This window comes from Streptococcus parasanguinis, from assembly GCF_047465465.1.
GTDB classification, from domain to species: domain Bacteria; phylum Bacillota; class Bacilli; order Lactobacillales; family Streptococcaceae; genus Streptococcus; species Streptococcus parasanguinis_AI.
Genome location: NZ_JASGZU010000004.1, coordinates 1 through 23,563 on the forward strand (window position 1 = coordinate 1; position 23,563 = coordinate 23,563).

21 protein-coding genes and 2 pseudogenes are annotated in these 23,563 nt (G+C 43.2%); 2 read left to right on the forward strand and 21 right to left on the reverse strand.

Annotated features, from left to right (window positions below; genetic code table 11):
* The 13 genes and pseudogenes from QM351_RS07450 to rlmB form a co-directional block, all read right to left on the reverse strand.
* Nucleotides 1–283 (reverse strand): cadmium resistance transporter (locus QM351_RS07450; RefSeq protein WP_414296382.1); only part of this gene is annotated, 283 nt, incomplete at its 3' end.
* A 299-nt stretch (nucleotides 284–582) separates the two neighbouring features.
* On the reverse strand, nucleotides 583–2,646 hold the full coding sequence (locus QM351_RS07455) for a heavy metal translocating P-type ATPase (protein ID WP_002893754.1): 2,064 nt from the start codon (nucleotides 2,644–2,646) through the stop codon (nucleotides 583–585).
* Between the two features lies 1 nt (nucleotide 2,647).
* The gene (locus QM351_RS07460) at nucleotides 2,648–2,926 is read right to left on the reverse strand and encodes a DUF6110 family protein (protein ID WP_002893755.1); all 279 of its coding nucleotides are present in this window, start codon (nucleotides 2,924–2,926) and stop codon (nucleotides 2,648–2,650) included.
* A gap of 180 nt (nucleotides 2,927–3,106) precedes the next feature.
* Nucleotides 3,107–3,697: pseudogene (locus tag QM351_RS07465) on the reverse strand (transposase); the annotation flags it as partial.
* A 487-nt stretch (nucleotides 3,698–4,184) separates the two neighbouring features.
* Nucleotides 4,185–5,233: pseudogene (locus QM351_RS07470) on the reverse strand (DUF389 domain-containing protein).
* The gene (locus tag QM351_RS07475; protein ID WP_001253404.1) at nucleotides 5,230–5,553 is read right to left on the reverse strand and encodes a potassium channel family protein; all 324 of its coding nucleotides are present in this window, start codon (nucleotides 5,551–5,553) and stop codon (nucleotides 5,230–5,232) included. The pseudogene QM351_RS07470 and the gene QM351_RS07475 overlap by 4 nt, the downstream one beginning before the upstream one ends.
* A 13-nt stretch (nucleotides 5,554–5,566) precedes the next feature.
* On the reverse strand, nucleotides 5,567–5,908 hold the full coding sequence (locus QM351_RS07480; RefSeq protein WP_000397556.1) for a hypothetical protein: 342 nt from the start codon (nucleotides 5,906–5,908) through the stop codon (nucleotides 5,567–5,569).
* A complete protein-coding gene (locus tag QM351_RS07485) occupies nucleotides 5,833–6,135 on the reverse strand; it encodes a TMEM175 family protein (protein ID WP_004240734.1) in 303 nt (100 codons plus the stop codon). Before QM351_RS07485 ends, QM351_RS07480 begins: the two co-directional genes overlap by 76 nt.
* A gap of 353 nt (nucleotides 6,136–6,488) precedes the next feature.
* Complete coding sequence (gene rpsI / locus QM351_RS07490) at nucleotides 6,489–6,881, reverse strand: 30S ribosomal protein S9 (protein WP_000075969.1); 393 nt, start codon at nucleotides 6,879–6,881, stop codon at nucleotides 6,489–6,491.
* An 18-nt stretch (nucleotides 6,882–6,899) separates the two neighbouring features.
* Nucleotides 6,900–7,346 (reverse strand): 50S ribosomal protein L13, encoded by a 447-nt coding sequence (rplM, locus tag QM351_RS07495; RefSeq protein ID WP_002876943.1) that lies wholly within the window; start codon nucleotides 7,344–7,346, stop codon nucleotides 6,900–6,902.
* 152 nt (nucleotides 7,347–7,498) lie between these two features.
* Nucleotides 7,499–8,362, reverse strand: a complete 864-nt coding sequence (locus QM351_RS07500) for a DegV family protein (protein ID WP_414327117.1) — start codon at nucleotides 8,360–8,362, stop codon at nucleotides 7,499–7,501.
* Nucleotides 8,362–8,874 (reverse strand): NYN domain-containing protein, encoded by a 513-nt coding sequence (locus tag QM351_RS07505; protein WP_414327118.1) that lies wholly within the window; start codon nucleotides 8,872–8,874, stop codon nucleotides 8,362–8,364. The genes QM351_RS07500 and QM351_RS07505 overlap by 1 nt, the downstream gene beginning before the upstream one ends.
* A gap of 18 nt (nucleotides 8,875–8,892) precedes the next feature.
* On the reverse strand, nucleotides 8,893–9,621 hold the full coding sequence (gene rlmB / locus QM351_RS07510; RefSeq protein WP_414327119.1) for a 23S rRNA (guanosine(2251)-2'-O)-methyltransferase RlmB: 729 nt from the start codon (nucleotides 9,619–9,621) through the stop codon (nucleotides 8,893–8,895).
* A 96-nt stretch (nucleotides 9,622–9,717) separates the two neighbouring features.
* Here rlmB and QM351_RS07515 point away from each other — a divergent pair, with 96 nt between their 5' ends.
* Both QM351_RS07515 and QM351_RS07520 read left to right on the forward strand, forming a co-directional pair.
* Nucleotides 9,718–10,680: an aromatic acid exporter family protein gene (locus tag QM351_RS07515; RefSeq protein ID WP_414327120.1), complete on the forward strand. Its 963-nt coding sequence runs from the start codon at nucleotides 9,718–9,720 to the stop codon at nucleotides 10,678–10,680.
* 114 nt (nucleotides 10,681–10,794) lie between these two features.
* Entirely contained in the window at nucleotides 10,795–14,013 is a 3,219-nt protein-coding gene (locus QM351_RS07520; protein ID WP_414327121.1) for an LPXTG-anchored zinc carboxypeptidase, read from the forward strand.
* A 58-nt stretch (nucleotides 14,014–14,071) separates the two neighbouring features.
* On the opposite strand, the gene QM351_RS07525 is transcribed toward QM351_RS07520, so the two are convergent.
* The 8 genes from QM351_RS07525 to pnp all read right to left on the reverse strand — a co-directional run bounded on the left by QM351_RS07525 (nucleotide 14,072) and on the right by pnp (nucleotide 23,416).
* Nucleotides 14,072–15,739, reverse strand: coding sequence for an alpha-glucosidase (locus QM351_RS07525; protein WP_414327122.1), 1,668 nt, complete (start codon nucleotides 15,737–15,739; stop codon nucleotides 14,072–14,074).
* A 66-nt stretch (nucleotides 15,740–15,805) separates the two neighbouring features.
* Nucleotides 15,806–16,936, reverse strand: a complete 1,131-nt coding sequence (locus QM351_RS07530) for an ABC transporter ATP-binding protein (protein WP_003010064.1) — start codon at nucleotides 16,934–16,936, stop codon at nucleotides 15,806–15,808.
* A gap of 124 nt (nucleotides 16,937–17,060) precedes the next feature.
* Nucleotides 17,061–17,921, reverse strand: coding sequence for a helix-turn-helix domain-containing protein (locus tag QM351_RS07535; RefSeq protein ID WP_414327123.1), 861 nt, complete (start codon nucleotides 17,919–17,921; stop codon nucleotides 17,061–17,063).
* A complete protein-coding gene (locus QM351_RS07540; protein WP_003004765.1) occupies nucleotides 17,918–18,316 on the reverse strand; it encodes a Mini-ribonuclease 3 in 399 nt (132 codons plus the stop codon). The genes QM351_RS07535 and QM351_RS07540 overlap by 4 nt, the downstream gene beginning before the upstream one ends.
* A complete protein-coding gene (gene cysS, locus QM351_RS07545) occupies nucleotides 18,309–19,652 on the reverse strand; it encodes a cysteine--tRNA ligase (protein WP_414327124.1) in 1,344 nt (447 codons plus the stop codon). Before cysS ends, QM351_RS07540 begins: the two co-directional genes overlap by 8 nt.
* Nucleotides 19,653–19,672: 20 nt before the next feature.
* Nucleotides 19,673–20,539, reverse strand: a complete 867-nt coding sequence (locus tag QM351_RS07550) for a GNAT family N-acetyltransferase (RefSeq protein WP_414327125.1) — start codon at nucleotides 20,537–20,539, stop codon at nucleotides 19,673–19,675.
* A 12-nt stretch (nucleotides 20,540–20,551) separates the two neighbouring features.
* Nucleotides 20,552–21,169, reverse strand: coding sequence for a serine O-acetyltransferase (gene cysE / locus QM351_RS07555; RefSeq protein ID WP_003018264.1), 618 nt, complete (start codon nucleotides 21,167–21,169; stop codon nucleotides 20,552–20,554).
* A gap of 24 nt (nucleotides 21,170–21,193) precedes the next feature.
* Nucleotides 21,194–23,416: a polyribonucleotide nucleotidyltransferase gene (gene pnp / locus QM351_RS07560; protein WP_223325187.1), complete on the reverse strand. Its 2,223-nt coding sequence runs from the start codon at nucleotides 23,414–23,416 to the stop codon at nucleotides 21,194–21,196.
* Nucleotides 23,417–23,563: the final 147 nt, after the last annotated feature.

A 23,563-nucleotide genomic window follows, 5' to 3' on the forward strand; every position in this document is an offset into this window, starting at 1 on the left:
TAGCTTCTCCATCAGAATCTCCTAAAAGCAAAACTTTGAGGCCTAGGAAAATTGGAATCAAACCGAGTAAACCTAAAATCTCTTTACTAGGAATATAATTTAAGACAAATGCAAAAAGCAAACTTAGGAATATTAGACTAACAGAGCCTAGAAATTGTCCTAAATAGATGTTAATGATGTCCTTTCTGCTTTTTCTTTTGGCAAAAAATAACATTAGGATAATAAGTAAGTCTACGGCTGTCCCAGAATACAGGATTATTGAAGTAACAATATTTTGAATCATAAAACACCTCATTCAAATATATTTTTGAATGTATTCTAACATTAACCTTTGTAGATGTCAACTTAAAATCCACCAATTAATAATTGCATGTCAATATTTGTATTGTGAAACTAGTTTCAGAAATATATAGTCTTAAAGTATGTCCACTGCCAATGGTTTTTTCAATATTTAAAAGGAGAGAACCAATTTGGTCCTCTCCAGGGTATAATTTTCCACCAACCCACTACAGTTGACAAAGAACCGTTATTCTCAAATGAGACAACTCCTTTTAGTTTTTATAACCTCAGCTTCTCGGTCTCTTACCTACTTTTAATAGAAAGACTACGAAGGACGATTCTTAAAGTAGTCAGATTGTGCAATATCGAAAGATTAGATGGGCTTAACCAATTTAACAACCCAAATCCAATTAAACTTCCATTTATTACAACTGTTTCTTGAATATTTCTTTGAATTAATTTCTGCAACGATTCAGATAAAGAATTCAATTCCTCGAAGAAATCTAAACGATTATCTAATAATAAAATATCACTCATCTGCTTAGAAATATCAGCACTTTCATTCATCACAACCCCAATATCTGCAAGCGTCAAGGCAGCAGAGTCGTTTAACCCGTCTCCAACCATCAAAATAGTTCGGCCAGCTTTCTGTAATTCCTGAACCAACTGAAACTTACCATCTGGTTTTAAATCAGTATAAACGTTGTCAAATGGCAGATCTTTAACCAACTCTTCTGTTCTAGCCAACGTATCACCAGTTGCCAGAATCAGTTTTTTCCCTTGGCGCTTTAGCTTTTTCAATGCAACTTTCGCCTCGCTTCTCAAGGGAGTGTGGATACAAAACATCCCAATTAATTCTTTCTTATAAGCCAAAAACAATAAATTGTAATGAGTCTTATATTGCTCAATCAAGGCCAGCTGCTCAGAACTAATTCTTACCTGTTCGTCTTGCATTAGTACATAATTTCCAATGACAACCGATTGACCATCAATTTGCGATTTAATCCCTTTGCTTGCAACATACTGAAGCTTGCCATGCATTTCTTCGTGTTCAATGCCTTCAATTTCAGCTTGTTTAACAATTGCATTGGCAATAGGATGATAGATATGTTCCTCCAAACATGCACTTATTCTTAAAATATCTTTCTCAGTATAATCTCCGAAAGGAAGAACCTTTTCAACCAAAGGATAACTCGTCGTGATGGTACCCGTTTTATCAAACAAGAAAGTATCCACTTCCAGATATTTTTCTAATACATCACCATCTTTAATAACCATTTCTCGATTTAGACCTTCCTTTATGGCCGTAAGGTAGGCTACAGGTGTGGATATTTTTAGAGCACATGAAAAATCCACCAATAAAAAGGAAATGGCTTTTGAAAACGAACCTGTTAACAGATAAGTCAAACCAGCACCTAAGAAATTATATTTTACAACCTTGTCTGCCATCCTAATAAAATGACGTTGTTTTGTCTTCTTACTCTCTTCAGATTTTTTCATCAGATTGATGAGTTGCAAAATACGACTGTTTATCTGATTATCAGTCACACGAATTCTTAACTCTCCTGTTTCCAAAACAGTATTCGCACATACAGAATCTCCCTCTTTCTTTTCAACAGGGAAGCTCTCTCCAGTCAAGGAACTCTCATTGACCATGCCTAATCCTGAAACCACTTGGCCGTCAAACAAGATTTCATTACCTTGGGAGACAACTAATACATCACCTACTTGAACATCAGAACTCTTGATGCTGATGACCATGTCTCCCCGCACTAAGAAAACATCACTTTCTTTAGCAAGAAGGCTTTGTTCCAAATCTGTTGCTGTTTTTTTTAAAGACCACTGATCCAGATGATTACCCAAATCAAGCATAAACATGATGTTGCTAGCTGTCTTGGATTGGTTCATAAACAAGGACAACAAAATGGCCGAACAGTCCAAGACCTCCATGGTTAGTTCCTTGCGCGCTAAAGTTTGATAGGCTTCTTTGACATAACCCAAAGCCTGATAACAAGTCCAAATATAACGAATAGGGTAGGGTACAAAACTTCGAAACAGCAAACGCTTAATCGCTGCACCCGATACAATTGAATAAGCACTCTCTTCTCTACGAATGGGAAGAGTCATCAAGTCCGAAACTTTCCCCTTGTCAATTTTTTTTAAAAAGGCCTCTGCATTTTCTAATACAGAGAAGCCTTCTTTCATACGTAGAGTAAAGTGCTGCTGATCCATATAAAACTGAATAGAGTCGATCCCTTTTTCATCTTTAGCCAAGGAACGAAGATAATCTTGAATATCCAAGGTCAGTGAAAACGAGGACGATAATCGGATATGTTGATATCCTCTGTGTAGCACTTTAAAAGACATATTATTCACCTGTCAGGCTATCTAATTGTTCTTCTTTCTTTTCCTGTTCGTATAAATATTTAGCGTCTTGTAAAACATCATCACCGTGTTGTTTTACAACAGAAACAGATGCATCCAGTCCATCTTTCAATTTGTAAGCTTTAGCCAAGGCCTTAGAATAGCCTTTCTTAGCTTCTTTACTTGCTAAGACTTTCAAGCCAAGCGTCCCAAATGCTACCCCTCCTAAGAAGAGAGATGATTTTTTCGCAACTTTTGCGACGTTTAATACTTCTTTTAACATGTTTATTTCCTCCTTGTAACTATTGTAGCGAAAAATGACAGCAAAAGCAATTGCTGATATCTGATATATAGATAAAATTCTCTATACTGATATTTAATTATATTATGATGAAAACAATATACTTTATTTTTTGATACTGTAAATAATTATGTGTAAACACTTAAGTAGAGTTACGGAGTGTTAATTAAATAAGCTTTCAAGTGTATCAGAACATTGACCAAACCCTTTATGGATTCGTTGACTTTGCTTGAAATTATAATCTTCAAACAACGTAACTAAGTAACGTTCCAGAGCCTCCTCATTAGGAAAAAGAACCTTCTTTTTCGTTTGATGTTTGATTTCTTTGTTAAGAGACTCAATGAGGTTTGTCGAATACATGCTGTGCCAAATCTGGTAGGGAAACTGATAAAAAGTTAAAAGATTATCCGTCTTCTCCAGACTTTCCATGACTTTCCTATACTTTGGTTTCCATTCGGCGAGAAAGTCCTCTAAAGCTTGTCCTGCCATTTCTAAATTTTCAGCACGATAAATCATTATAAATTGCCCCAGAATAACCGCTCTATCTGCTCGTTTCACTTTACTAGCTAGATTTCGACTAATATGAATTAAGCAACATTGTTGTTTAGCTAATGGGTGAGCCTGACTGATAATCTGCTCAAGCCCCTTAAAGCCATCTGTAACTACAAGAGAAATCTGTTGGATTCCTTGGTTTTGAAGCTTGTCTAACAGGGTGGACCAAGAAGCATTGTTTTCTTGAGGCAACTGTGCATAGCATATCTCTATGCGACTAAAGTCGCTAGAGCTATCCTAATTGCGCACCGCCAGTTCTCATAGAAAAAAACACCTTGCAAGATGCAAAGTGTTTTCGTTTGTATTCTGCTGTCCAGTAACGAATTAACGTTTACTAAATTGTGATGCTTTACGGGCCTTTTTCAAGCCTGGTTTGGAAAGTATGAATTTCAGTTGGACTAAAAACAGCGTAATATCAAGACTTTTCTCCGCTTTTATAAAAGCGTTTTTCCAATCAAATTCAACTAATTTTATCTAAATGGTGTGGATTTTACCCCCAAAATTACAGAGAATGGAGCTGATAAACACTAAACGTTCACACCATTAGTTAAATGATTTTTTTCATCATTTTTCTTAGATGATAGAACTTCTAATTTATTTCTTATTCAAGCAAAAACAACCTGCTATAAGTAAGAAAGAGGAAGATACAAGAAAAACACGGCGTAAAAACCGATTCAGTTCATTGTCCTCAATCCTTGTCTGCTTCATTTTCTTTTACGAGATCGTTTTGTGAATCTTTTTCAGAGAGTTTTTGATCAATATACTTGTCAATGTTTTCATAAAATTCCTTGGTCGCTTCACTATCTAATGTTGGCGAGTTCTGAACTTGATTCACTTTCAATTGAACAGATTGAATACCGTAAGAGGCTTGTTTTTGGTGGAGTGTTTCTAATTCTTCTTCTGAAATCGGATCTCCAACAACCGTCAAGACCAATTCATTGTTACTTGACTTGTAGACTTGATTAATAACCGTATAATTGGCGAACTCTTTTCCTACAAACTGTTTGATCCCTTCTTTGCGCGCTTGTTCTATTGTCAGAGTAACTGCCGAATAGCTAGCTGGAAGAATCAACAATACAATCAAAGAAATCAAGCCAATTCTCATTTTAATGCTCAGCTCTTTAAATGAAGTTAAAGGAGATTTTCTCATCAAAATTCTTGTTCCAACAATGTTGGCTAGCATGATAAAGACACAGTTGATCAAGAAAAGATAGAGAGCCCCCAATAAAAATCGTACATTCCCATTAGCTAAACCATAGCCAGCAGTACAGATAGGCGCATCAAAGCTGTAGCAATGGCTACTCCTGGCACGATATTGTTTGCTTCTTTTTTCCTTGAACCGATCACACCAGCAATCCCACCAGCAATAGCAATGAGAACATCCCAAATGGTTGGAGAGGTTCGTGCGATCAACTCGCTACTTGCATAAGACAAGGGAGAAATCCAGAAATACAGAGTCGAGACAAGCAAACTGACCAACACTTGAGTCAATAAAACCTCTAGAGATTGCTTGATTAAACGCGTATCAAAAATAGCTAAACCGAATCCCAGTCCAACAATCGGTGTCATGAGAGGTGAAATTAACATGGCTCCAATAATAACAGCTGTTGAATTCATATTTAGACCGATAGAGGCAATAAAAATTGCACACATCAAAATCGCTGTATCTCTCAATCGAACATGAAGGTCATCGTATAATTTCTCACGGTATTCCCGTGTTGAATAATTGGCAGTCATTTGTCCTCTCCTCTTTCCTTATTTAAATCGGTATAATAATTAATAATAACAGCTGATAAACAGCCAAAAAATATGAGCCCATAAATCGTCAAGAAGACACTGGTAATCCTTCCAATCAAGGTCACAGCTAGGAGATCCCCGTAGCCGACAGTCGTCGAAGTCACAAAAGCATACCAAAGACCGTCTCCGTAATTTGTGATAGCAGGTTCAACTAGGAAAAGCACGCCTCCTGACCCAAAAACAAAGGTCACAAAACTCAGAGCAAACCGAGTAAAACCCGTAACCTGTATAATATGCCATAACATTTTTAAACGTCTCATTTGTTCTCCTTATTCATACTAGCTCCTGACCGAGCCGTTTTTTCCAATAATCAAAGTGAAGATAGGACATGATCTCCATCAGAGAAAGATAGACAAACTGATAGATCTGATTTAAGCTGATTATCAACTGATATTGTTTGAAAAATGACTGGAAGAAAGACCAGATATGACTGTCTTGAATCAGTCCCTTCTTAACATCAGACAGGATATTAGCTAAAGCTCCCAAGGACTGAAACGGTAAATCCTTGACATTTATATAGATCCGGTCCACCACATCATTCAGACTGGTATCTTGGATGGCATGAAATTCTCCAAAGAGAACTCCTGCCGCTCCAAGAGTAGAAACAAATTCCACCAAATAATTTCTGAGGAAATTTTCTCAACCTTTTCCCATAATGTGTTTAGTGCCATCCATAACGATCCCAACCAGAAAAAGGAAAGAAAACAAGCAAAGAAATTTTGCCGTAAATCCCAAAAAGCTTCAAGACTTGGTGTTGTTGGTTTTTCTAACTCTAAAATCAAGATGGTCATAATAATTGCTAGAACAGCATCTGTCAATACAATTAATCTGTCTTTCTTCATCGGATTGCATCCCCTTTCTTTTTTGTAACATTCTATCTTATCGCATAATATTGGATATTCTTTCATAATCCGACTACAAACAAAAATAAACCAAAAAGTCTGTCCCTATTATGCTATATTTAACTCTAGAAGTATTCATCCATCTAATTAATAAATATATCATATTTCACAATAAATGAATACTATCAAAGATTCATCCCCTTTCACTTCATCATTTAGTGTTGCTTAGATTTATCAAAAACAACCAAATTTGTATTAATTTCAAGTATCACCTAGTTACAAAAATTTGGGGTGAACAGAAAAAGCATCCCGTATTTTTGATACGAAATGCTTTCAATAAGTTTAAATAAGTTTTAACGTTTACTAAATTGTGATGCTTTACGAGCTTTTTTCAAGCCTGGTTTCTTACGTTCAACTTTACGTGAGTCACGTGTAAGAAGTCCTGCGCGTTTCAATGAATCGCGGAAGTCTGGGTCTACTTGAAGAAGGGCACGAGCGATACCGTGACGGATAGCTCCTGCTTGACCAGCGTATCCACCACCTACAACGTTAACGAAAACGTCGTATGAACCTACAGTTGAAGTAACTGCGAATGGTTGGTTGATTACAAGACGAAGGTCAGCGTGTGGGATGTACTCTTCAACATCTTTTTTGTTAACAGTGATTTTACCAGTTCCTGGAACAAGGCGAACGCGTGCAACAGCGTTTTTACGACGTCCAGTACCTGCATATTGTGCTTGTGACATACTTTATTGTTCCTTTCCTTAGATAAGTCCTGAAATATCAAGAACTTCTGGTTGTTGTGCAGCGTGAGTGTGCTCAGCTCCAACGAATACTTTCAATTTCATACCTTGAGCGCGGCCAAGAGTATTGTGTGGAAGCATACCTTTAACTGATTTCTCGATCAAACGAACTGCATTTTTAGAACGAAGTTCACCAGCAGAGATTGATTTCAATCCACCTGGGTGGTTTGAGTGAGTGTAGTAGATCTTATCAGTTGCTTTTTTACCAGTCAATTTAACTTTTTCAGCATTGATAACGATTACGAAGTCACCTGTATCAGTGTGAGGTGTGAATGTTGGTTTGTTTTTTCCGCGAAGCACGCTAGCAACAACTGCTGAAAGGCGTCCAAGAGGTACATCAGTTGCGTCAACAACGTACCATTTGCGTTCTACTTGGCCTGGTTTAGCCATGAATGTAGTTTTGTTCATGATTTCTCCTATATGAATGTCGTTTTTGTTTACAGGGCGGATGTTCCGGTCCGCGAGTTATTTGAAAGGTTCCGGGGCCTTACAAATGGGGTAAACAATACCGCCTACTATTGTATCAAAATTCTAAGATAAAAGTCAACCGATTTGGAAAATTATTTACGATTTTCTTTTCCAATGACAAATCCGATCAAGGAATTCGGGCCGACGTGAGCTGAAATAACTGGTCCAAGGGGCATCACAAGGACTTCATCGATGCCTTCAAGCGCAAGCATTTCTTGCTTCAATGCTTCGGCTCCTTCTAGATCGTTGGTATAAGACACCAAGGCTGTGCTTTCACCGATATCGGCTTTAATCAGCTCTAGTAATTCTCGGACAGCTTTTTTGCGTCCCCGAACTTTGCTAATGGGCACTAATTTCCCTTCAGCATCTATCCAGAGAATGGGTTTGATGCTGGCCAAACTTCCCATGATCGCGGCACTCTTGGAAAGACGGCCTCCACGCATGAGGTGGTAGAGGTCATCAACTAGGAAATAAGTCCGCAGTTTTGGCGCTAGGTCCATGATCTCTTCTTTGGCTTCTGCTAATGAACGGCCCGCATCACGCGCAGCTACTGCCCGCATGACCAGGTAGCCCTCTCCAATCCCAGCAGCCTTCGTATCGACAATCTCAATCACTGCTTCCGGATAGTCTTCTAAAACCAGGTCTCGTGCCATGACTGCACTTTGATAGGTCCCTGATAAGACTGATGAAAAGGCCACATAAAGCAGGGGTGTTCCCTCTTTTGCAAAGTGCTTAAAGGTCTCCTGGAATTGCCCCACATTGACCTGACTGGTTGTCGGTTTGGCTCCATTTTTCATGGCTTCTAAAAGCTCCGGGCTGGTCAATTGACCTTGGCCGACTGTCTGGTAAACCGTCCCATCTAGCTCAATGGTCAACCCAAGAATGGTCACCTGATGTTCCTTGGCCCAGTTCTGGTCTAAATCTGCGGTCGAATCGGTTAAAATAGCAAATGTCATTACTTGTCTCCCATCATTTCTTGTAATTGTCGCAATACTTCGTGATCAAGCGGTCGCATGGGCGGTTTTTGATCATTGACCACTCGCTGCGCCTGATTGAGGTTTCCTTTGACGACTGCGACTCGTTTTTCTAACTCTCTGGCAGATACCCGAAGAGCTCCTTGAGCAAAGATGGTCCACTGCTCATTTAAGTCACTGGTCGCTACCGATACTTGGTGGAGGGGCATGTTAAGCTCTGCCGCCAAGCGCTCGATATAGTCATCTGCTGTTTCATCCTCACCAGTAAAGACCACCTGAACATTGAACTCCTCATAGGTCTGCCGCACTCCTGGCATATACTGGGCATCAAAGACACAGATGACTTCGATCCCTTCAAAGCTAGCATAGTGACTCAGTTTTTGCAGGAGGATATTGCGGGCTGCATCGAGCTCACTTTTTTGAAAGAGCTGGCGGGTCTCCTGCCAAAAGGCAATCATATTATAGCCGTCAACCAATAAGATTTTTCGTTTCATATCATTGCCTTTCTAGAATTATAGTCGATTGCGAAAGACCTCATACATAAGGATAGCTGCTGCCACGCTGGCATTGAGGCTTTGCACATGACCATTCATAGGAATGGTGATCATCTCATCGACTTGTTTTTTGATGTTGGCCGAGATCCCTTTTCCTTCATTGCCAATGATCAAGGCTAACTTGCCAGCCGTATTCCACTGGTGAGATGGCGTGCCGTTCATGTCGGTTCCAAAGATCCAGAAACCCTCTTCCTTTAACTTGTCTAGGGTTTGGCTGAGATTGGTCACACGGGCAATGGGAATGTGTTCCACTGCTCCGGTAGACGTTTTCGACACCACTGGGGTTACCCCGACTGCCCGGTGCTTAGGAATGATGACCCCTGAAACATTGGTCGCATCAGCTGTCCGCAAGATGGATCCAAGATTGTGCGGATCGGTCAAGCCATCGAGAATCAACAAAAGCGGGTTCTCTTCTTGGGCTGTCCGTTTCAGAATCGCTGCCAAGTCTGTGTAAGCAAAGGCTGCCACACGAAGAACGAAGCCTTGGTGAACAGCTCCTTCTGTCATTTCCTGCAGGGTTTTCTTTGGCGTCCAAGAAATCGACACTTTTTTCTCAGTTGCTAAGGCCTTGATCTTGTCGACATTTTTTCCTCGGAGGTCTTCTTGAATATATAATTTATTGCCTGTATTGGCTTGTAAAGCCTCGGTGACTGCGTGGACACCGTATACGATATCGTTATTTTCCATAGAACTAGTATACCACAAGAAAGGAGGAAGAGGCCAATTCATGATATAATGAAATCAAATCAATCTCAATGAACAAACCGAACTAGAAAGGAAGCCATGCCTCTTTTTCAACGAACCATCAAGCTCACCTTAGCCACTTGTTTAGCAGCGGCCCTTGCTTATGCTCTAGGCTTGACCTATGCCATCTCAGCTGGCGTCATTGCCATCTTGAGTATCTCTGATACACGTCGCAGTACCATCAAGCAGGCCTACCAGCGCTTTATGTCGACCTTGCTGGCCCTTACTATCGGAAGTCTCGCCTTTTCTTTTTTAGGGTTCAACCTCTGGGCACTGGGAGTCTTTATCGCTCTCTATGTTCCTTGCGCCTTTCTATTGGGTTGGCAGATCGGCATCACGCCTAGTACGGTGCTGGTCACCCATCTCTTGATTGAGCAGTCTACTTCCTGGGGACTCTTGCTCAATGAACTTGCCCTCTTTTTAATTGGGACCAGCTTTGCCTTGCTGGCCAATCTCTATATGCCTTCTAATCAGGGAGCGATCGATCACTACCATGATGTTGTTGAAGACCAACTGAAAAAGATCCTTGGTCGTTTTGCGGAATTACTTAGTAAAGGGGATGGTCGCAATGATGCTCGCTTGATTAAGGAGTTGGATGGTATCCTAGAGGACGCTTTAAATCTAGTCTATCTGGACCATTCCAACCACCTCTTTCACCAAACTAACTACCATATTCACTACTTCGAAATGCGCAAGCGGCAAAACGATATTCTGCGAGATATGGCAGAAAACGTCAACCGTTGTCAGTTAGCGGCGAGTGAAAGCATAATCCTAGCTCAACTTTTTAAGAAAACGGCCCAACAGTTAAGCCAGAAAAATCCTGCCCAAGATCTTCTAGATGATATTAGTCAGTATTTGGCGATCTTCCGTGAACGTCCTCTTCCTAAGACCCGTGAAGAATTCGAAACACGCGCCACCTTGCTCCAATTGTTAAGAGACTTAGAAACTTTTATCCAGGTCAAGGTTGATTTTTACCAACAATTCCATGAGGAAACAGAATAGACAAAAAAGCCCTTGCAAGATGCAAAGGCTTTTTTATTCAGGTTTTTGTTGTAAACGCTTTCCTAAAATGGTATACTAGAAATGGAAAATAACTTTTTAAGGAGGGTCTTCTATATGAAGTCTTCATATAAGAAACATTTGTACACTACGACACTCAGTCTCTCAGCGGCTGTCTTGCTTTCCGTTATCGGTCATGGCCAAGCTTCAGCCGATAGCTTAGAAGCGCCTCAAGCGGAACCAAGCACGGTCCTTGAAGCGACACCTGCTACTGAGCAACCTGTGACAGCCGAGACGACTAGTCCCGCTACAGCCACAGAAGTAACTCCTGCTAGTCCTGCAGAAACAGCAGCGACTTCTGATGTGGCTTCTACTACAGAAGTTGCTCCAACCGCTAGTCCAAGCACTAACCGTGCTACAACAACCGCTGACCAAGCGACTCGATTGGCGGATAGCACCATTTATCTCTCTGAAAAGAGTACGATTGATGACAAAGTCCAAGAAAAAGCTCAAGCTGCTGGCAAGATCAACTGGACCTTAGACAATAAGCCTCTCTCTGAGTGGAAAACCTGGGATATGGAGACAGGAACACTGAGCAAGGATCCATTCCTCACCATCACAGAGACCGCAAACGGCAATGATCTGGATCTCCACATTGACGTGCAGAATCTCTTTGGTGAAGATCTCAGTCTTCGTAGCCCAAATAATATTCGCCGGACTTACCGCAATTATATCGGCAACCATGAACTGGTCGGAACCAATACAGACTTAGGAATCACCATCAATAAGACCCTTGTTTTTCGACCTTATCAGGACTACCATACGCACGAAGAGATGCTGGCTGCCATCGAAAAATCCAAGGAAGAAGCGAAACCCGATCGTTTAGTGCAGCTGGAAACTCTTGGTAAGAGTGCCCAAGGCCGGGATATGAAGATGGGGATCGTGAGCAAGGACCAAGCCAGCATCGATCACTACCTTTCTAGTACCAACCCTACAGCTTTGACTAAACCAAGTGAAATGCTGGCCGCACTAAAGGACAAGACCTTGGATTACAAATTACCTGTCTTAGTCCACAACACCCACGCAGATGAGCAGCCAGGCATTGATATCATCACAGGCCTCTTTCATACCTTTGCTACAGAAAATCAAGTCACTTTTAAAACGACAGACGAAGCTGGTAACGTCAAGAATGTGACCCTGGACATCCCAACTCTCTTAAACAAATTCATTTTCTTATTTGACTTCACGGAAAACCCAGATGGGGATGCTCTCAACCTGCGGGCCCTAGCAAACGGGCTCGATCCAAACCGGGATGCCAGCTACCAAACCAACCCTGAAGTTCGCACGGTTATCCAAATGATCAACAAATGGAATCCGATCGCTCTCTACGACTTACACGGTTTTGTCAAAGAATTCTTAATCGAACCTGCAACGCCACCACATGATCCGAACTTCGAATACGATCTTCTGTCAGACCTGATGCTAGAAAATGCCCATCATATGGGACGGGCAGGAGTTGCCAATTCTAAATACAATAGTTACATCATTCCAAAACTGGATTGGGGCGATGGCTGGGATGACTCCTTCTCTGGCTATACAGGAGTTTATGCTGTCTACCATGGTATCTTAGGCCATACTATCGAAATTCCGGAAGGAAATGAAGAGTCCTACAAAGCAGGTCGCAATGCTGTCCTAGGCGGAATTGACTTCCTCAACCAAGATCCGGACCGTCTCCTTGAGATGCGTCTCAACTTCTACCTGCGCGGTCTCAATAAAACCGAAGATCCAAAAGCTGAAAATGAACTGGTTGGCCCAAATGGGGAAATCGTTGGACGTGTGAAAAATGGTCGTCCAAAATTCTTCCCAGACTACTACGTCATCCCAATGAGCCTCGACAAAGACAACGATGCCCAAGAAGCCTTCAATATGATCGACTACTTCAAACGCAATGGTGTCCTCGTCAAGGAACTCAAAGAAGATATTGGCAACTATAAAAAGGGGGACTTAGTCATTGACATGGCCCAAGCCAAACGTGGCTATGCCAACCACATTCTCTACAAGGGCTCCAACGAATCTGCCTGGGCTGCTATGTACGCAGAGTTGCTAGTCAACTTCCCAGATATGAGAGGGTTCAAGTCCGAACCTGTCTTTGCGGACGGTCTTTTCAATGGAAAATTAGGAGAAGTTACCACCACCCGCGCGACTCGTACCTCTGAGATCGATCCAAAAGCTCCTTACTATGTGATCGCAAATACCTCAGCTAGCGCCGTTAAAGCTGTTAACCAGGCTATTGCACAAGGAAAATCCGTCTACCTAACAGACGATGGCTACATCGTTGACCGCGATACCTTTGCTTCGCTCCTGCCAAACTATGCCATTTATGGGGATGCCCTCTACAAGGTGCCAAGCGGACCAACCTTGAAACCGATGAAGGTCTACTCTCCGAACTACCACTATAATTGGGCTGGAGTAGATGCGCCTGCTCATACTAGTCTGGTCCTTGAAAAATTAGGCTTCCAAATCGTCAATACGCCAGAAGAAGCGGATGTTGTTATTTTGGAAAGCAACCGCTTTGATGCTTCCATTTTTGGCAAGAAACCAACCCTTGTCATTGGTGGGGAAGCCATGCAAAAATTGGAAAAATTGGGAGTTCTTACAGGATTTGACGCTGAAAAATTAAAAGGCGGTAGTGACTACGAAGGCTTGATGAAAGCGATCATTGATGACCAGGATCCATTGACCAGCGGATACAAGAAGAATACCCTCTTCTACTCCAACTCAGGAAACTGGATTGAAAAGGTTCCAGAACATTTCAAGACCTTGATGAGCATCGCTCCGAGCGATTATTATATTGCAGGTTGGTGGCCACATAATGATGTTCTGGCTAACAAAGTCATGGCCATCTCTGGAGAACTGATGGGACAACCACTCTTTGTCTATGCAGGAAATCCAACCAACCGTCAACACCCTGTCCACTTCTTCCGCTGGGTAACCAATGCGATCTTTGGCAGCAAGTTAGCAAGCTTGATGGATTACGTTCCAGCTAAAGAACCAGATCAAGTGGTGGTACCAATTCATAACCAAACAACCAATCCACAGCCAATCTTGGCCAAGAAGGACACTCCTAAAGTGCTCCTTCCACAAAAAGAAATGACAACTAAAGAAGAAAGCGTGCAAGCCTTGACTTACCAAGTAGGACAAAGCTTCCAAGAAAGTCCAGCCAAGGCACAATTGCCACAAACTGGAGAAGACACAACGGCGCACTTCATTCTTTCAGGCTTCTTGCTAGCCGTTAGCGGAGGCTTCCTCCTCTTGAAAAAGAAAGAAGTTGAGTAAGTTCCAGATTTAGACCTGGATGACATGAAAAGAACCTTCGCAGATGCGAAGGTTCTTTCTATTCCACCAATTCCAGCACAATGCTTTGGTAAGGGGCCAATTCTAATACCTGGTCTCCTTCTTGGAACAACCCAGCAGTATTATTTAAAACGAGCGTTTTAATCGGAGCTGGTAACTCCAAAGTGGCCTGGCGATTTTGGAAATTGCTGACAACCAAGAGAAGCTTGTCCCCACGGCGTTCAAAGGCAATGATATTCTCACGGTCCCGATACGCTGGGATCATATCTCCAAACCGGATGGTATTTCCATAGAGGGGATGGCGATACAAGGCCGTCAGCTGGCGGTAATAATTCAAAATAGAATCTGGATCCTTTTCCTGGTCTTCCACATTAATGGAATAATCTGGTTTGGGACTGATCAGCCAGGCTGGTCCATCGCTAAAGCCCAGACCTGGCTCTCTTGTCCACTGCATCGGTGTCCGCGCATTGTCTCGGCTGTAGTTGGCAATCACTGCTAAGGCTTCTTCCTCGCTCAAACCAGCTTCTTTAGCCACATGATAGCCATTGATGGTCGCGATATCATCAAAGTCCTCTACTGATTCAAAGACTTGGTTTTCCATTCCAATTTCTTGGCCTTGATAGATAAACGGAATTCCCTTGCGCAAAACCTGAATAGTTCCTAGGGCTTTTTTACTGGTGTCGTTTACTGGACCTTCAGCAATATAATGGGACACCCCACGAGGCTCATCGTGGTTTTCAATGATGGTCGAGAGAATCCCAATACTATCTGCGCGCTCATGCGCTTGGAAAATACTTTCCTTAAGTTCATCTGCTGTTGGAAGACTATGGTCAAACCAGCCTTTTCCTTCTTGACCCAGCATGGTTTGTTTGAAATCGAAGATCGATGAGAAAACGCCATCTTTTCCGATAAAGAAATGCAACTCTTCGTCGGTTTCATTGAACACTTCCCCTACTGTGAAGGCATTGTACTTGGCGAAAGTTCGCTCATTTAACTCTTGCAAGAACGGTTCAATCGATTGAGCATTCACTAGAGACTCCGGTACTGGGACCAAGCCATTTTCGCGATCAGACGGAAGCGAACGCCATTCTAGATCTTTTTTGATATTGATAATAGCATCGATCCTAAAGCCCGCAATTCCCTTGTCCAACCACCAGTTGATCATCTTGTAAATTTCTTCGCGCAAGACAGGATTTTGCCAATTGAGGTCTGGCTGGTCCTTGTGGAAAGAATGGAGATAGTACTTATTGGTGCCAGGAACCGGCTCCCAAACACTGCCCCCAAAGTAACTTTCCCAGTTGTTGGGTTCTTTGTCACTTTCGATAAAATAAAAGTAATCCGCATAAGGACCATCTGGATCTGCTAAAGCCTTTTGGAACCACTCGTGATGACTGGAACAGTGGTTAACCACCAAGTCCATAATGATGGAAATGCCCCGCTTCTTACCTTCCGCAATCAACTCTTCCATATCTTCCATAGTCCCAAAGAGGGGATCAATGGCATAATAGTCTGAAATATCATAGCCCTGGTCAATAAACGGACTCTTGTAAATAGGGGAAAGCCAGAGAATATCAATCCCTAAGTCTTGAAGGTAATCGAGTTTCTCCGTGATTCCGTTTAAATCCCCAACACCATCGCCATTGCTATCCTTAAAGCTTTTTGGGTAGATCTGATAAGCGACCTTCCCCTTCCACCAGTCTTTTTCCATGTTTTGTCTCCTTAAAATGAAAGAAACTGAGACATATCGTCTCAGTCTCTACAGTTTCAGTAGGTATTAGTATACTGTTTTTTCAGTTTCTTTGTCGAAGAAGTGAGCTTTGTTCAAGTCAAATCCAAGTTCGATGGTTTCACCAGTTCCAAGGTAGTCACGTGCATCTACTTTAGCGATGAATTCGTTGTCACCAACTTGGCAGTACAAGTGAGATTCTGAACCAAGCAACTCAGATACAGAGATGGTTGCTTTCACGACTGATTCTGGGAATGTTTCAAGGAAAGCAGCTTCTGTGTTCACGTCTTCTGGACGGATACCAAAGATCAATTCTTTACCATCATAGCCTTTTTCTTTCAAGACTTTCAAAGCACCTTCTGGAACTTTCAAATTCAATCCATTGGCAACGATGTGTCCACCTTCCAATTTTACATTGATGAAGTTCATCGCAGGGCTTCCGATGAATCCAGCTACAAATTTGTTCACTGGATTTTTGTATACTTCTTGAGGAGTTCCGATTTGTTCTACACGTCCGATTGTACCAGTACCAGCTGGGTTTTTAGTAGCAGACATGATAACGATACGGTCAGCCAATGTCATCGCTTCTGTTTGGTCGTGGGTTACATAGATGGTTGTAGCTCCGATACGACGGTGGATTTTCGCAATTTCAGCACGCATGGATACACGAAGTTTCGCATCCAAGTTTGACAAAGGTTCATCCATCAAGAATACTTTTGCATCACGGACAATGGCACGTCCCATAGCCACACGTTGACGTTGACCACCAGAAAGGTCAGCTGGTTTACGATCCAAGAATTCTTTCAAGCCAAGGATTTCAGCTGCTTCTTGTACACGTTTGTCGATATCTTCCTTGCTGTATTTACGCAATTTCAAACCAAATGCCATGTTATCGTACACAGTCATGTGTGGGTAAAGAGCGTAGTTTTGGAATACCATGGCGATATCACGGTCTTTAGGTGCCACGTTGTTTACAACAGTGCCATCGATTGAACATTCACCTTCTGTGATGTCTTCAAGACCAGCGATCATACGAAGAGTCGTTGATTTACCACATCCTGAAGGACCTACGAAAACGATAAATTCTTTATCTTTGATGTCCAAGTTGAAGTCTTCAACTGAGTAATGTTCGCTATTTGGATATTTTTTATAAATGTGACTAAGATTCAATTCTACCATGATGGTACTCCTTTGATTTTTATAGTTCTATTGTAAATGAAAACGTTTTACAAATCTATGGCAAGTCTCACAAAAAAGAAAAAGAGTTTTGTGCAAGTTGCACAAAACTCTGGATTGATTCCGTTTAAATCAGATCTTGTAAGACCAAATGATAGCACAGGGCTAGATCTGTCAGATTTTTCAACTGAAGACCCGTCAACTCCTCCCACTTGTCAATCTTGTATTGGAGCGAATTGCGGTGGAGATAGAGTTGTTGGGCGGCCTTGGTTACGACTGCCCCATTGTCCCAAAGAGCAACAATGATATCTTGCAATTGATCTTGACTTTCAATCAACTGATGCAAGCTTGCTTTGATCGGGGTGAGATCCAGATCTGCCTGCTCTATTCCCCACAGATAGAGTTGAGAAAAGCGATAAACACCTTGATGGCCTTCTCGAATCCAAGCTCGAAAGACCGCCTGTTCTGCTCGGATGACAGGAGACACTTTCCCGTCTTTAGACTCGGTCCATACTTGCCCGACCAGGATAGATAAACGAATATTGAAGTCATACTCCATGGTAGAGACGGTATCTTTTAAGATATCGGCCACAGGCAAAGACTGGTTTTGGTCCAGAATGAGCACATAATCTTGTCCGCTCAGTTGCAAGGTTGCTCGGAAATTGGGCAAGAGTGTCTGCATCATCTCTAGCCAAGAAGCCGTCCCTTCCGCTGTTGAATGCGAGATGTGGCAATAGACGAGCTGCATTTTTTTGATGACTTGAGGGGCTTCTCCCTTTCCATCGATCAGGTACTGGTACCAAGGATTAGGGGCAACCTCTTCTTCACCGCCCAACCAGGAAATCAATTGTTTTTCTCGCTCGGTTAGCTCTTCTTCCTTCAGCAGTAACCATTGATGAGCCCGAAGGGGAATGGCTACATAACCAGCTGGTGGATTGGCTTGATCCGTCACCTCTGCATGAGGAAACCACTCTCTGATATTTTTCACTGCTTTCTTCCTTCTTCTACTTGCTGGATGCACCAGTCAATCAGCTCTTCTAGACGAGAGAGCTCCCCCGTCATATGGAGATAGCCCATGACAGCCTCAAAGCCCGTCGACATCCGATAGGTCACGACATCCGCATTTTTGGCCTTGGTATGGCTATTGGTATTGCGACCGCGCTTGTAGATCTCCAACTCTTTTTCCGTCAGAATTTCTTGCTCCAGCATGCTTTCAATCAAGCTGGCCTGAGCCCGAGCAGAGACATAGCGGGTGGCAGCCTGATGAAGCTTATTGGGCTTGGTCATCCCTTGAAAAATCAGGTGTCTGCGAATATACATGGAATAGACCGCATCTCCCTCAAAGGCAAGGGCAATCCCATTGATTAGATTGACATCAATCACGTGTCCACCTTACACCTTCTTTTGTATCCAAGAGCTTGATCCCTTGCGCAGCCAATTCATCGCGAATGGCATCTGCTCGCGCAAAATCTTTCTTAGCCCGCGCTTCCTGACGTTCAGCGATCAAGGCTTCAATATCCGCATCCAAGACTTCTTCGACAAAGACCACTCCAAAGACTTCTAACATCTTGGTCAAGGCATCCTTGACGTCTTGGTTGTAGTGACCTGAATTGATCCATTTAGCCAATTCAAAGACGACGGTGATGCCGTTTGCCGCATTGATATCTTCATCCATAGCCGCGATAAACTTGTCCACAAAGCTTTGCAATTCTGCTGGATCCACTTCTCCTGTGAACGGTTGCTCATAGGTATTTTTCAAATACTTGAGGTTGGTCTCCGCATCGCGCACCGCTTTTTCTGTGAAGTTAATGGGCTTGCGGTAATGCTGGGTCGCAAAGAAGAAGCGAAGCACTTGGCCGTCGATAGTCTTCAATGCATCATGCACGGTGATAAAGTTGCCTAAGGATTTGGACATCTTGACATTATCAATATTGACAAAGCCATTGTGCATCCAGTAATTGGCAAAAGTCTTGCCTGTTTTAGCTTCAGACTGGGCAATTTCATTAGTATGGTGTGGAAACTCAAGGTCGGCTCCACCACCGTGGATATCAATAGTATCCCCTAAAATCCCCGTTGACATGACTGAACACTCGATATGCCAACCCGGACGACCAGGTCCCCAAGGACTGTCCCAAGAAATCTCACCTGGTTTGGCAGCTTTCCAAAGGGCAAAGTCGACTGGATTTTCCTTGCGAGCTGTTTCCTCATCTGTCCGACCTGAAGCGCCTAGCTCCAAGTCTTCTAGGGTTTTATTGGCTAACTTAGCATAGTTGTGGGATTTTTCCACACGGAAATAGACATCGCCTTGACTCTCATAAGCATAGCCTTTTTCGATCAAGTCAGCGACAAAACGAATGATGCCATCCATAAACTCGACCACACGAGGGTGGCGGGTTGCAGGTTTCACGCCAAGAGCCGTTACATCCTCACGGAAGGCCGCAATATACTTGTCTGCCACTTCCTGTGGCGTAATGCCTTCTTCTTTGGCACGGTTAATGATCTTATCATCCACATCTGTAAAGTTGGAAATGTAGGCAACTTCGTAGCCACGATACTCAAAGTAGCGACGAATCGTGTCAAAGGCCACTGTTGAGCGGGCATTCCCTACGTGGATATAGTTGTAAACCGTTGGCCCACAAACATACATGCGGACCTTTCCTTCCTCGATGGGGATAAATTCTCGCAAATCACGAGACATAGTATCATAAATTTTTAACACGCTTCATTTCCTTTCTGTTTCTACTCTTTTGGCTTCAAGTAAACCACCTGAGTCTGTTTGATAAAGCCAATCTTTTCATACAAGCGTTTGGCACCTACATTGCTATCTTCCACTGCAATCTGAAATTCCTTATCATTTTGCTCAATGACTTGGTTGACGACTGATTTTGCTAGATAGCTTCCGTAACCTTGCCCACGATAGACTTCAGCAATCGCAAGTCCATAAAGGTAATTGCATTTTCCAGATACATCGACCGTACAAACGCCAATCACTTGACCTTCTTTGAGTAATATGTAAAGCAGACTATCAGGATCCTTCAAGGCCTCTGAAATGTATCTGTGGCTCACTTCCGGTGCTTCCACTTCATCTGAGAAGGTTTGGTGGTGGAGCTGGGCAATGGCTTCAAGATAAGAAGGTTCCGCCAAGAGCACACCGACATCCGAACGGGAATCTAATGCATAAGCGGTTCGATCACGTCCTAACCAGGTTTCTGTTTCGCCATCCTCAACCAGTCCCCAATTGCTGGCAAAATCAGGATGATTCTCTAGAAAAATACGCTCTGTCTGAAAAGTCACAGACTCAATTGGATAAGATGCCGTTTCTTTCTCAAAACTTCCATACAAAGCACGCGCAATTCCCTGACGACGGTGATTAGGGTGGACCAGGATCGCTACTTCCACATCTGGGTCATCCGCATAGACGGTTAATAGGCCAACAAGTTCACCTTTTTCGTAATAAAGGAAAAAGGCCGGCATATCGGGATCAAAATTGAGCATATTGGAGAGATAAGGATCCCGAAAAGTTCCGTCATCGTTCTGACAGATGGCAATAAGGGACTTTGCTTCCAGTAGTTGGTGGTCATTCAATGTATTGGTTGATTGAATCACGTAGCGATCTCCTTACAAGCTCGAAGACCGATGGCTAGCTTCCTTGGCATGCTCCAGCTTGTTCATGTAGTATTCGCGTTTTTCTTCTTCTTGGTGAATGACCGGTTCATCTTTTCGACCGTGTACACGTACAATCTTGGCAGGAACACCGACAACGGTCACATCACTTGGTACATCTGAGACGACGACAGCTCCCGCTCCGACTTTGGCCTTGGCTCCGATTTCCACCGGGCCGATGACTTGAGCATGGGCGGAAACCAAGGCTCCCTCACGTACCGTTGGATGGCGTTTGCCGACATCCTTTCCTGTTCCCCCAAGGGTCACCCCGTGGTAGAGCATAACGCCTTTTTCAACAATGGCTGTTTCCCCGATAACGAGGCCCGCTCCATGGTCGATAAAGACACCCGAAGCAATGGTCGCACCTGGATGGATCTCGATCTGGGTCCAAAAACGCCAGAATTGGCTGTGCATCCGAGCTAGAAGCTTAAAACCATGGTTCCACAAAAAGTGGGAAACACGGTGAGCTGCCAGTGCTTTGACGCCCGGATAGGTCAAAAGGACCTCCAGCGAGGTACGCGCTGCTGGGTCATTTTCTTTTACAATATTGATGGTTTCACGCCACCATCCCATACCGTGCTCCTCCTTTTCTAATGATTATTCTGAATCTTTTTGTGTAATGGTAAAGTCTTTTTTAGGTTTGTGGTCTTTGTTGTGGTGACGAGGACGATCGCCATGACGAGGACCCTTTTCACCTTTTTCTTCTGTATGCTCAGGTTTTGGTGGACGTGGCAATAGTGCTTTCATAGAAGCATCGACACGACCTTTTTCATCAATCTTGATAATCTTGACATCGACTTCATCGCCGATCGCTACCAAGTCTTCGACACGGTTGGTGCGCGTCCAAGCCATTTCAGAAATATGAACGAGAGCATCCGTCTTGTCAAAGAGGTTGACAAAGGCCCCGAATTTCTCGATACGAACTACTTTGGCATGGTAGACTTCATCCACTTTGGCTTCACGCACCAAACCAGCAATGATTTCCTTGGCACGGTTAATCGCATCTTGGTCGCTCGAGTAGATCGATACGTTTCCTTCTTCGTCGATATCAATCTTAACGCCTGTTTCAGCGATGATCTTATCGATGGTTTCTCCACCCTTACCGATGACAATCTTGATCTTGTCCACATCAATCTTGATGGTATCAATTTTCGGAGCAGTTGGCGCCAATTCTGGACGCACTTCTGGAATGGTTGCTTCGATGACATCAAGGATTTCAAAACGAGCTTTCTTGGCTTGGGCAAGCGCTTCTGTCAAGATTTCTGCAGTGATCCCTTGGATCTTGATATCCATTTGAAGGGCTGTGATCCCGTCACGAGTTCCAGCAACCTTGAAGTCCATATCTCCAAAGTGGTCTTCCAAACCTTGGATATCTGTCAATACGGTATAGTTGTTTCCATCTGAGATCAGACCCATGGCAATACCTGCTACTGGCGCCTTGATTGGCACACCACCAGCCATAAGGGCAAGTGTTCCCGCACAGATAGATGCTTGAGATGAAGAACCATTTGATTCCAATACTTCTGCTACCAAACGGATGGCGTATGGGAATTCTTCCAAGCTTGGCAATACTTGGGCAAGGGCACGTTCACCGAGAGCACCGTGACCAATTTCACGACGACCAGGTGCACCGTAACGCCCTGTTTCCCCTACAGAGTATTGTGGGAAGTTATAGTGGTGCATAAAGCGTTTCTTGTACTCTGGATCCAAACCATCGATGATTTGCGTTTCACCCATTGGTGCCAATGTCAAGACAGAAAGGGCTTGCGTTTGTCCACGCGTAAAGAGTCCTGAACCGTGCACACGAGGAAGGTAGTCGACTTGTGCATCCAAAGGACGGATTTCATCGACCTTACGACCATCCGGACGAACCTTGTCTTCTGTGATCAAACGGCGCACTTCTGCGTGTTCCATTTGTTCCAAGATTTCAGCCACGTCGCGCATGATGCGGTCAAATTCTTCATGGTCTGCATATTTTTCTTCGTAAACTGCTGTGACTTGGTCTTTGATTGCTTGAGTCGCAGCTTCACGCGCCAATTTTTCTTCAACTTGAACTGCTTTTTGAAGGTCGCTGTTGTAGGCTGCGATGATTTCAGCCTGCAAGTCAGCATCCACATGAAGCAATTCCACTCCTGCTTTTTCTTTCCCAACTGCCGCAACGATTTCTTCTTGGAAGGCAATCAATTCTTTAACGGCTTCATGTCCTTTAAGAAGAGCTTCCAACATGATTTCTTCTGACAATTCTTTGGCACCAGACTCTACCATGTTGATAGCATGCTTGGTACCAGCTACTGTCAATTCAAGAAGTGAGCGCTCTGCTTGTTCTTGCGTTGGGTTGATGATGATTTCCCCGTCCACATAGCCTACTTGTACCCCAGCAATTGGTCCGTCAAACGGAATATCTGAGATAGAAAGTGCCAATGATGAACCAAACATGGCTGCCATTGGTGCAGATGCATTTTCATCGTAAGAAAGGACTGTGTTGATGACTTGCACTTCGTTACGGAAACCTTCCGCAAACATAGGACGGATTGGACGGTCAATCAAACGCGCTGTCAAGGTCGCATCAGTAGAAGGACGACCTTCCCGTTTCATAAAGCCACCAGGAAACTTCCCAGCCGCATACATTTTTTCTTCGTAGTTGACTTGAAGTGGGAAGAAATCCCCAGTTGCCATTTTCTTAGACATGACAGCTGCCGTCAAGACAGTTGACTCACCATAACGCACGACAACAGAGCCATTTGCTTGCTTAGCAACCTGACCAGTCTCTACGATCAACTCACGACCCGCAAAAGTCGTTTGAAACACTTGTTTTGTCATTGTAATCCCCTTTGGATTGATAAAATTATACGACTTGCCTACAAAAATCAGGATACAAAGGGCGTGAAGAATCCCGTATGAAAATAGGAGATTGACGCAGTGTGCCACGCACACTAGGAAATCTATCTTTTTCACTAGGGATTTAGC

Coding starts and splice junctions, on each gene's coding strand:
- QM351_RS07455 (WP_002893754.1), bottom strand. CDS start 2,646: ATGTCTTTTAAAGTGCTACACAGAGGATATCAACATATCCGATTATCG.
- QM351_RS07460 (WP_002893755.1), bottom strand. CDS start 2,926: ATGTTAAAAGAAGTATTAAACGTCGCAAAAGTTGCGAAAAAATCATCT.
- QM351_RS07475 (WP_001253404.1), bottom strand. CDS start 5,553: ATGAGACGTTTAAAAATGTTATGGCATATTATACAGGTTACGGGTTTT.
- QM351_RS07485 (WP_004240734.1), bottom strand. CDS start 6,135: ATGAAGAAAGACAGATTAATTGTATTGACAGATGCTGTTCTAGCAATT.
- rpsI (WP_000075969.1), bottom strand. CDS start 6,881: ATGTCACAAGCACAATATGCAGGTACTGGACGTCGTAAAAACGCTGTT.
- rplM (WP_002876943.1), bottom strand. CDS start 7,346: ATGAACAAAACTACATTCATGGCTAAACCAGGCCAAGTAGAACGCAAA.
- QM351_RS07500 (WP_414327117.1), bottom strand. CDS start 8,362: ATGACATTTGCTATTTTAACCGATTCGACCGCAGATTTAGACCAGAAC.
- QM351_RS07505 (WP_414327118.1), bottom strand. CDS start 8,874: ATGAAACGAAAAATCTTATTGGTTGACGGCTATAATATGATTGCCTTT.
- rlmB (WP_414327119.1), bottom strand. CDS start 9,621: ATGGAAAATAACGATATCGTATACGGTGTCCACGCAGTCACCGAGGCT.
- QM351_RS07515 (WP_414327120.1), top strand. CDS start 9,718: ATGCCTCTTTTTCAACGAACCATCAAGCTCACCTTAGCCACTTGTTTA.
- QM351_RS07520 (WP_414327121.1), top strand. CDS start 10,795: ATGAAGTCTTCATATAAGAAACATTTGTACACTACGACACTCAGTCTC.
- QM351_RS07525 (WP_414327122.1), bottom strand. CDS start 15,739: ATGGAAAAAGACTGGTGGAAGGGGAAGGTCGCTTATCAGATCTACCCA.
- QM351_RS07530 (WP_003010064.1), bottom strand. CDS start 16,936: ATGGTAGAATTGAATCTTAGTCACATTTATAAAAAATATCCAAATAGC.
- cysE (WP_003018264.1), bottom strand. CDS start 21,169: ATGGGATGGTGGCGTGAAACCATCAATATTGTAAAAGAAAATGACCCA.
- pnp (WP_223325187.1), bottom strand. CDS start 23,416: ATGACAAAACAAGTGTTTCAAACGACTTTTGCGGGTCGTGAGTTGATC.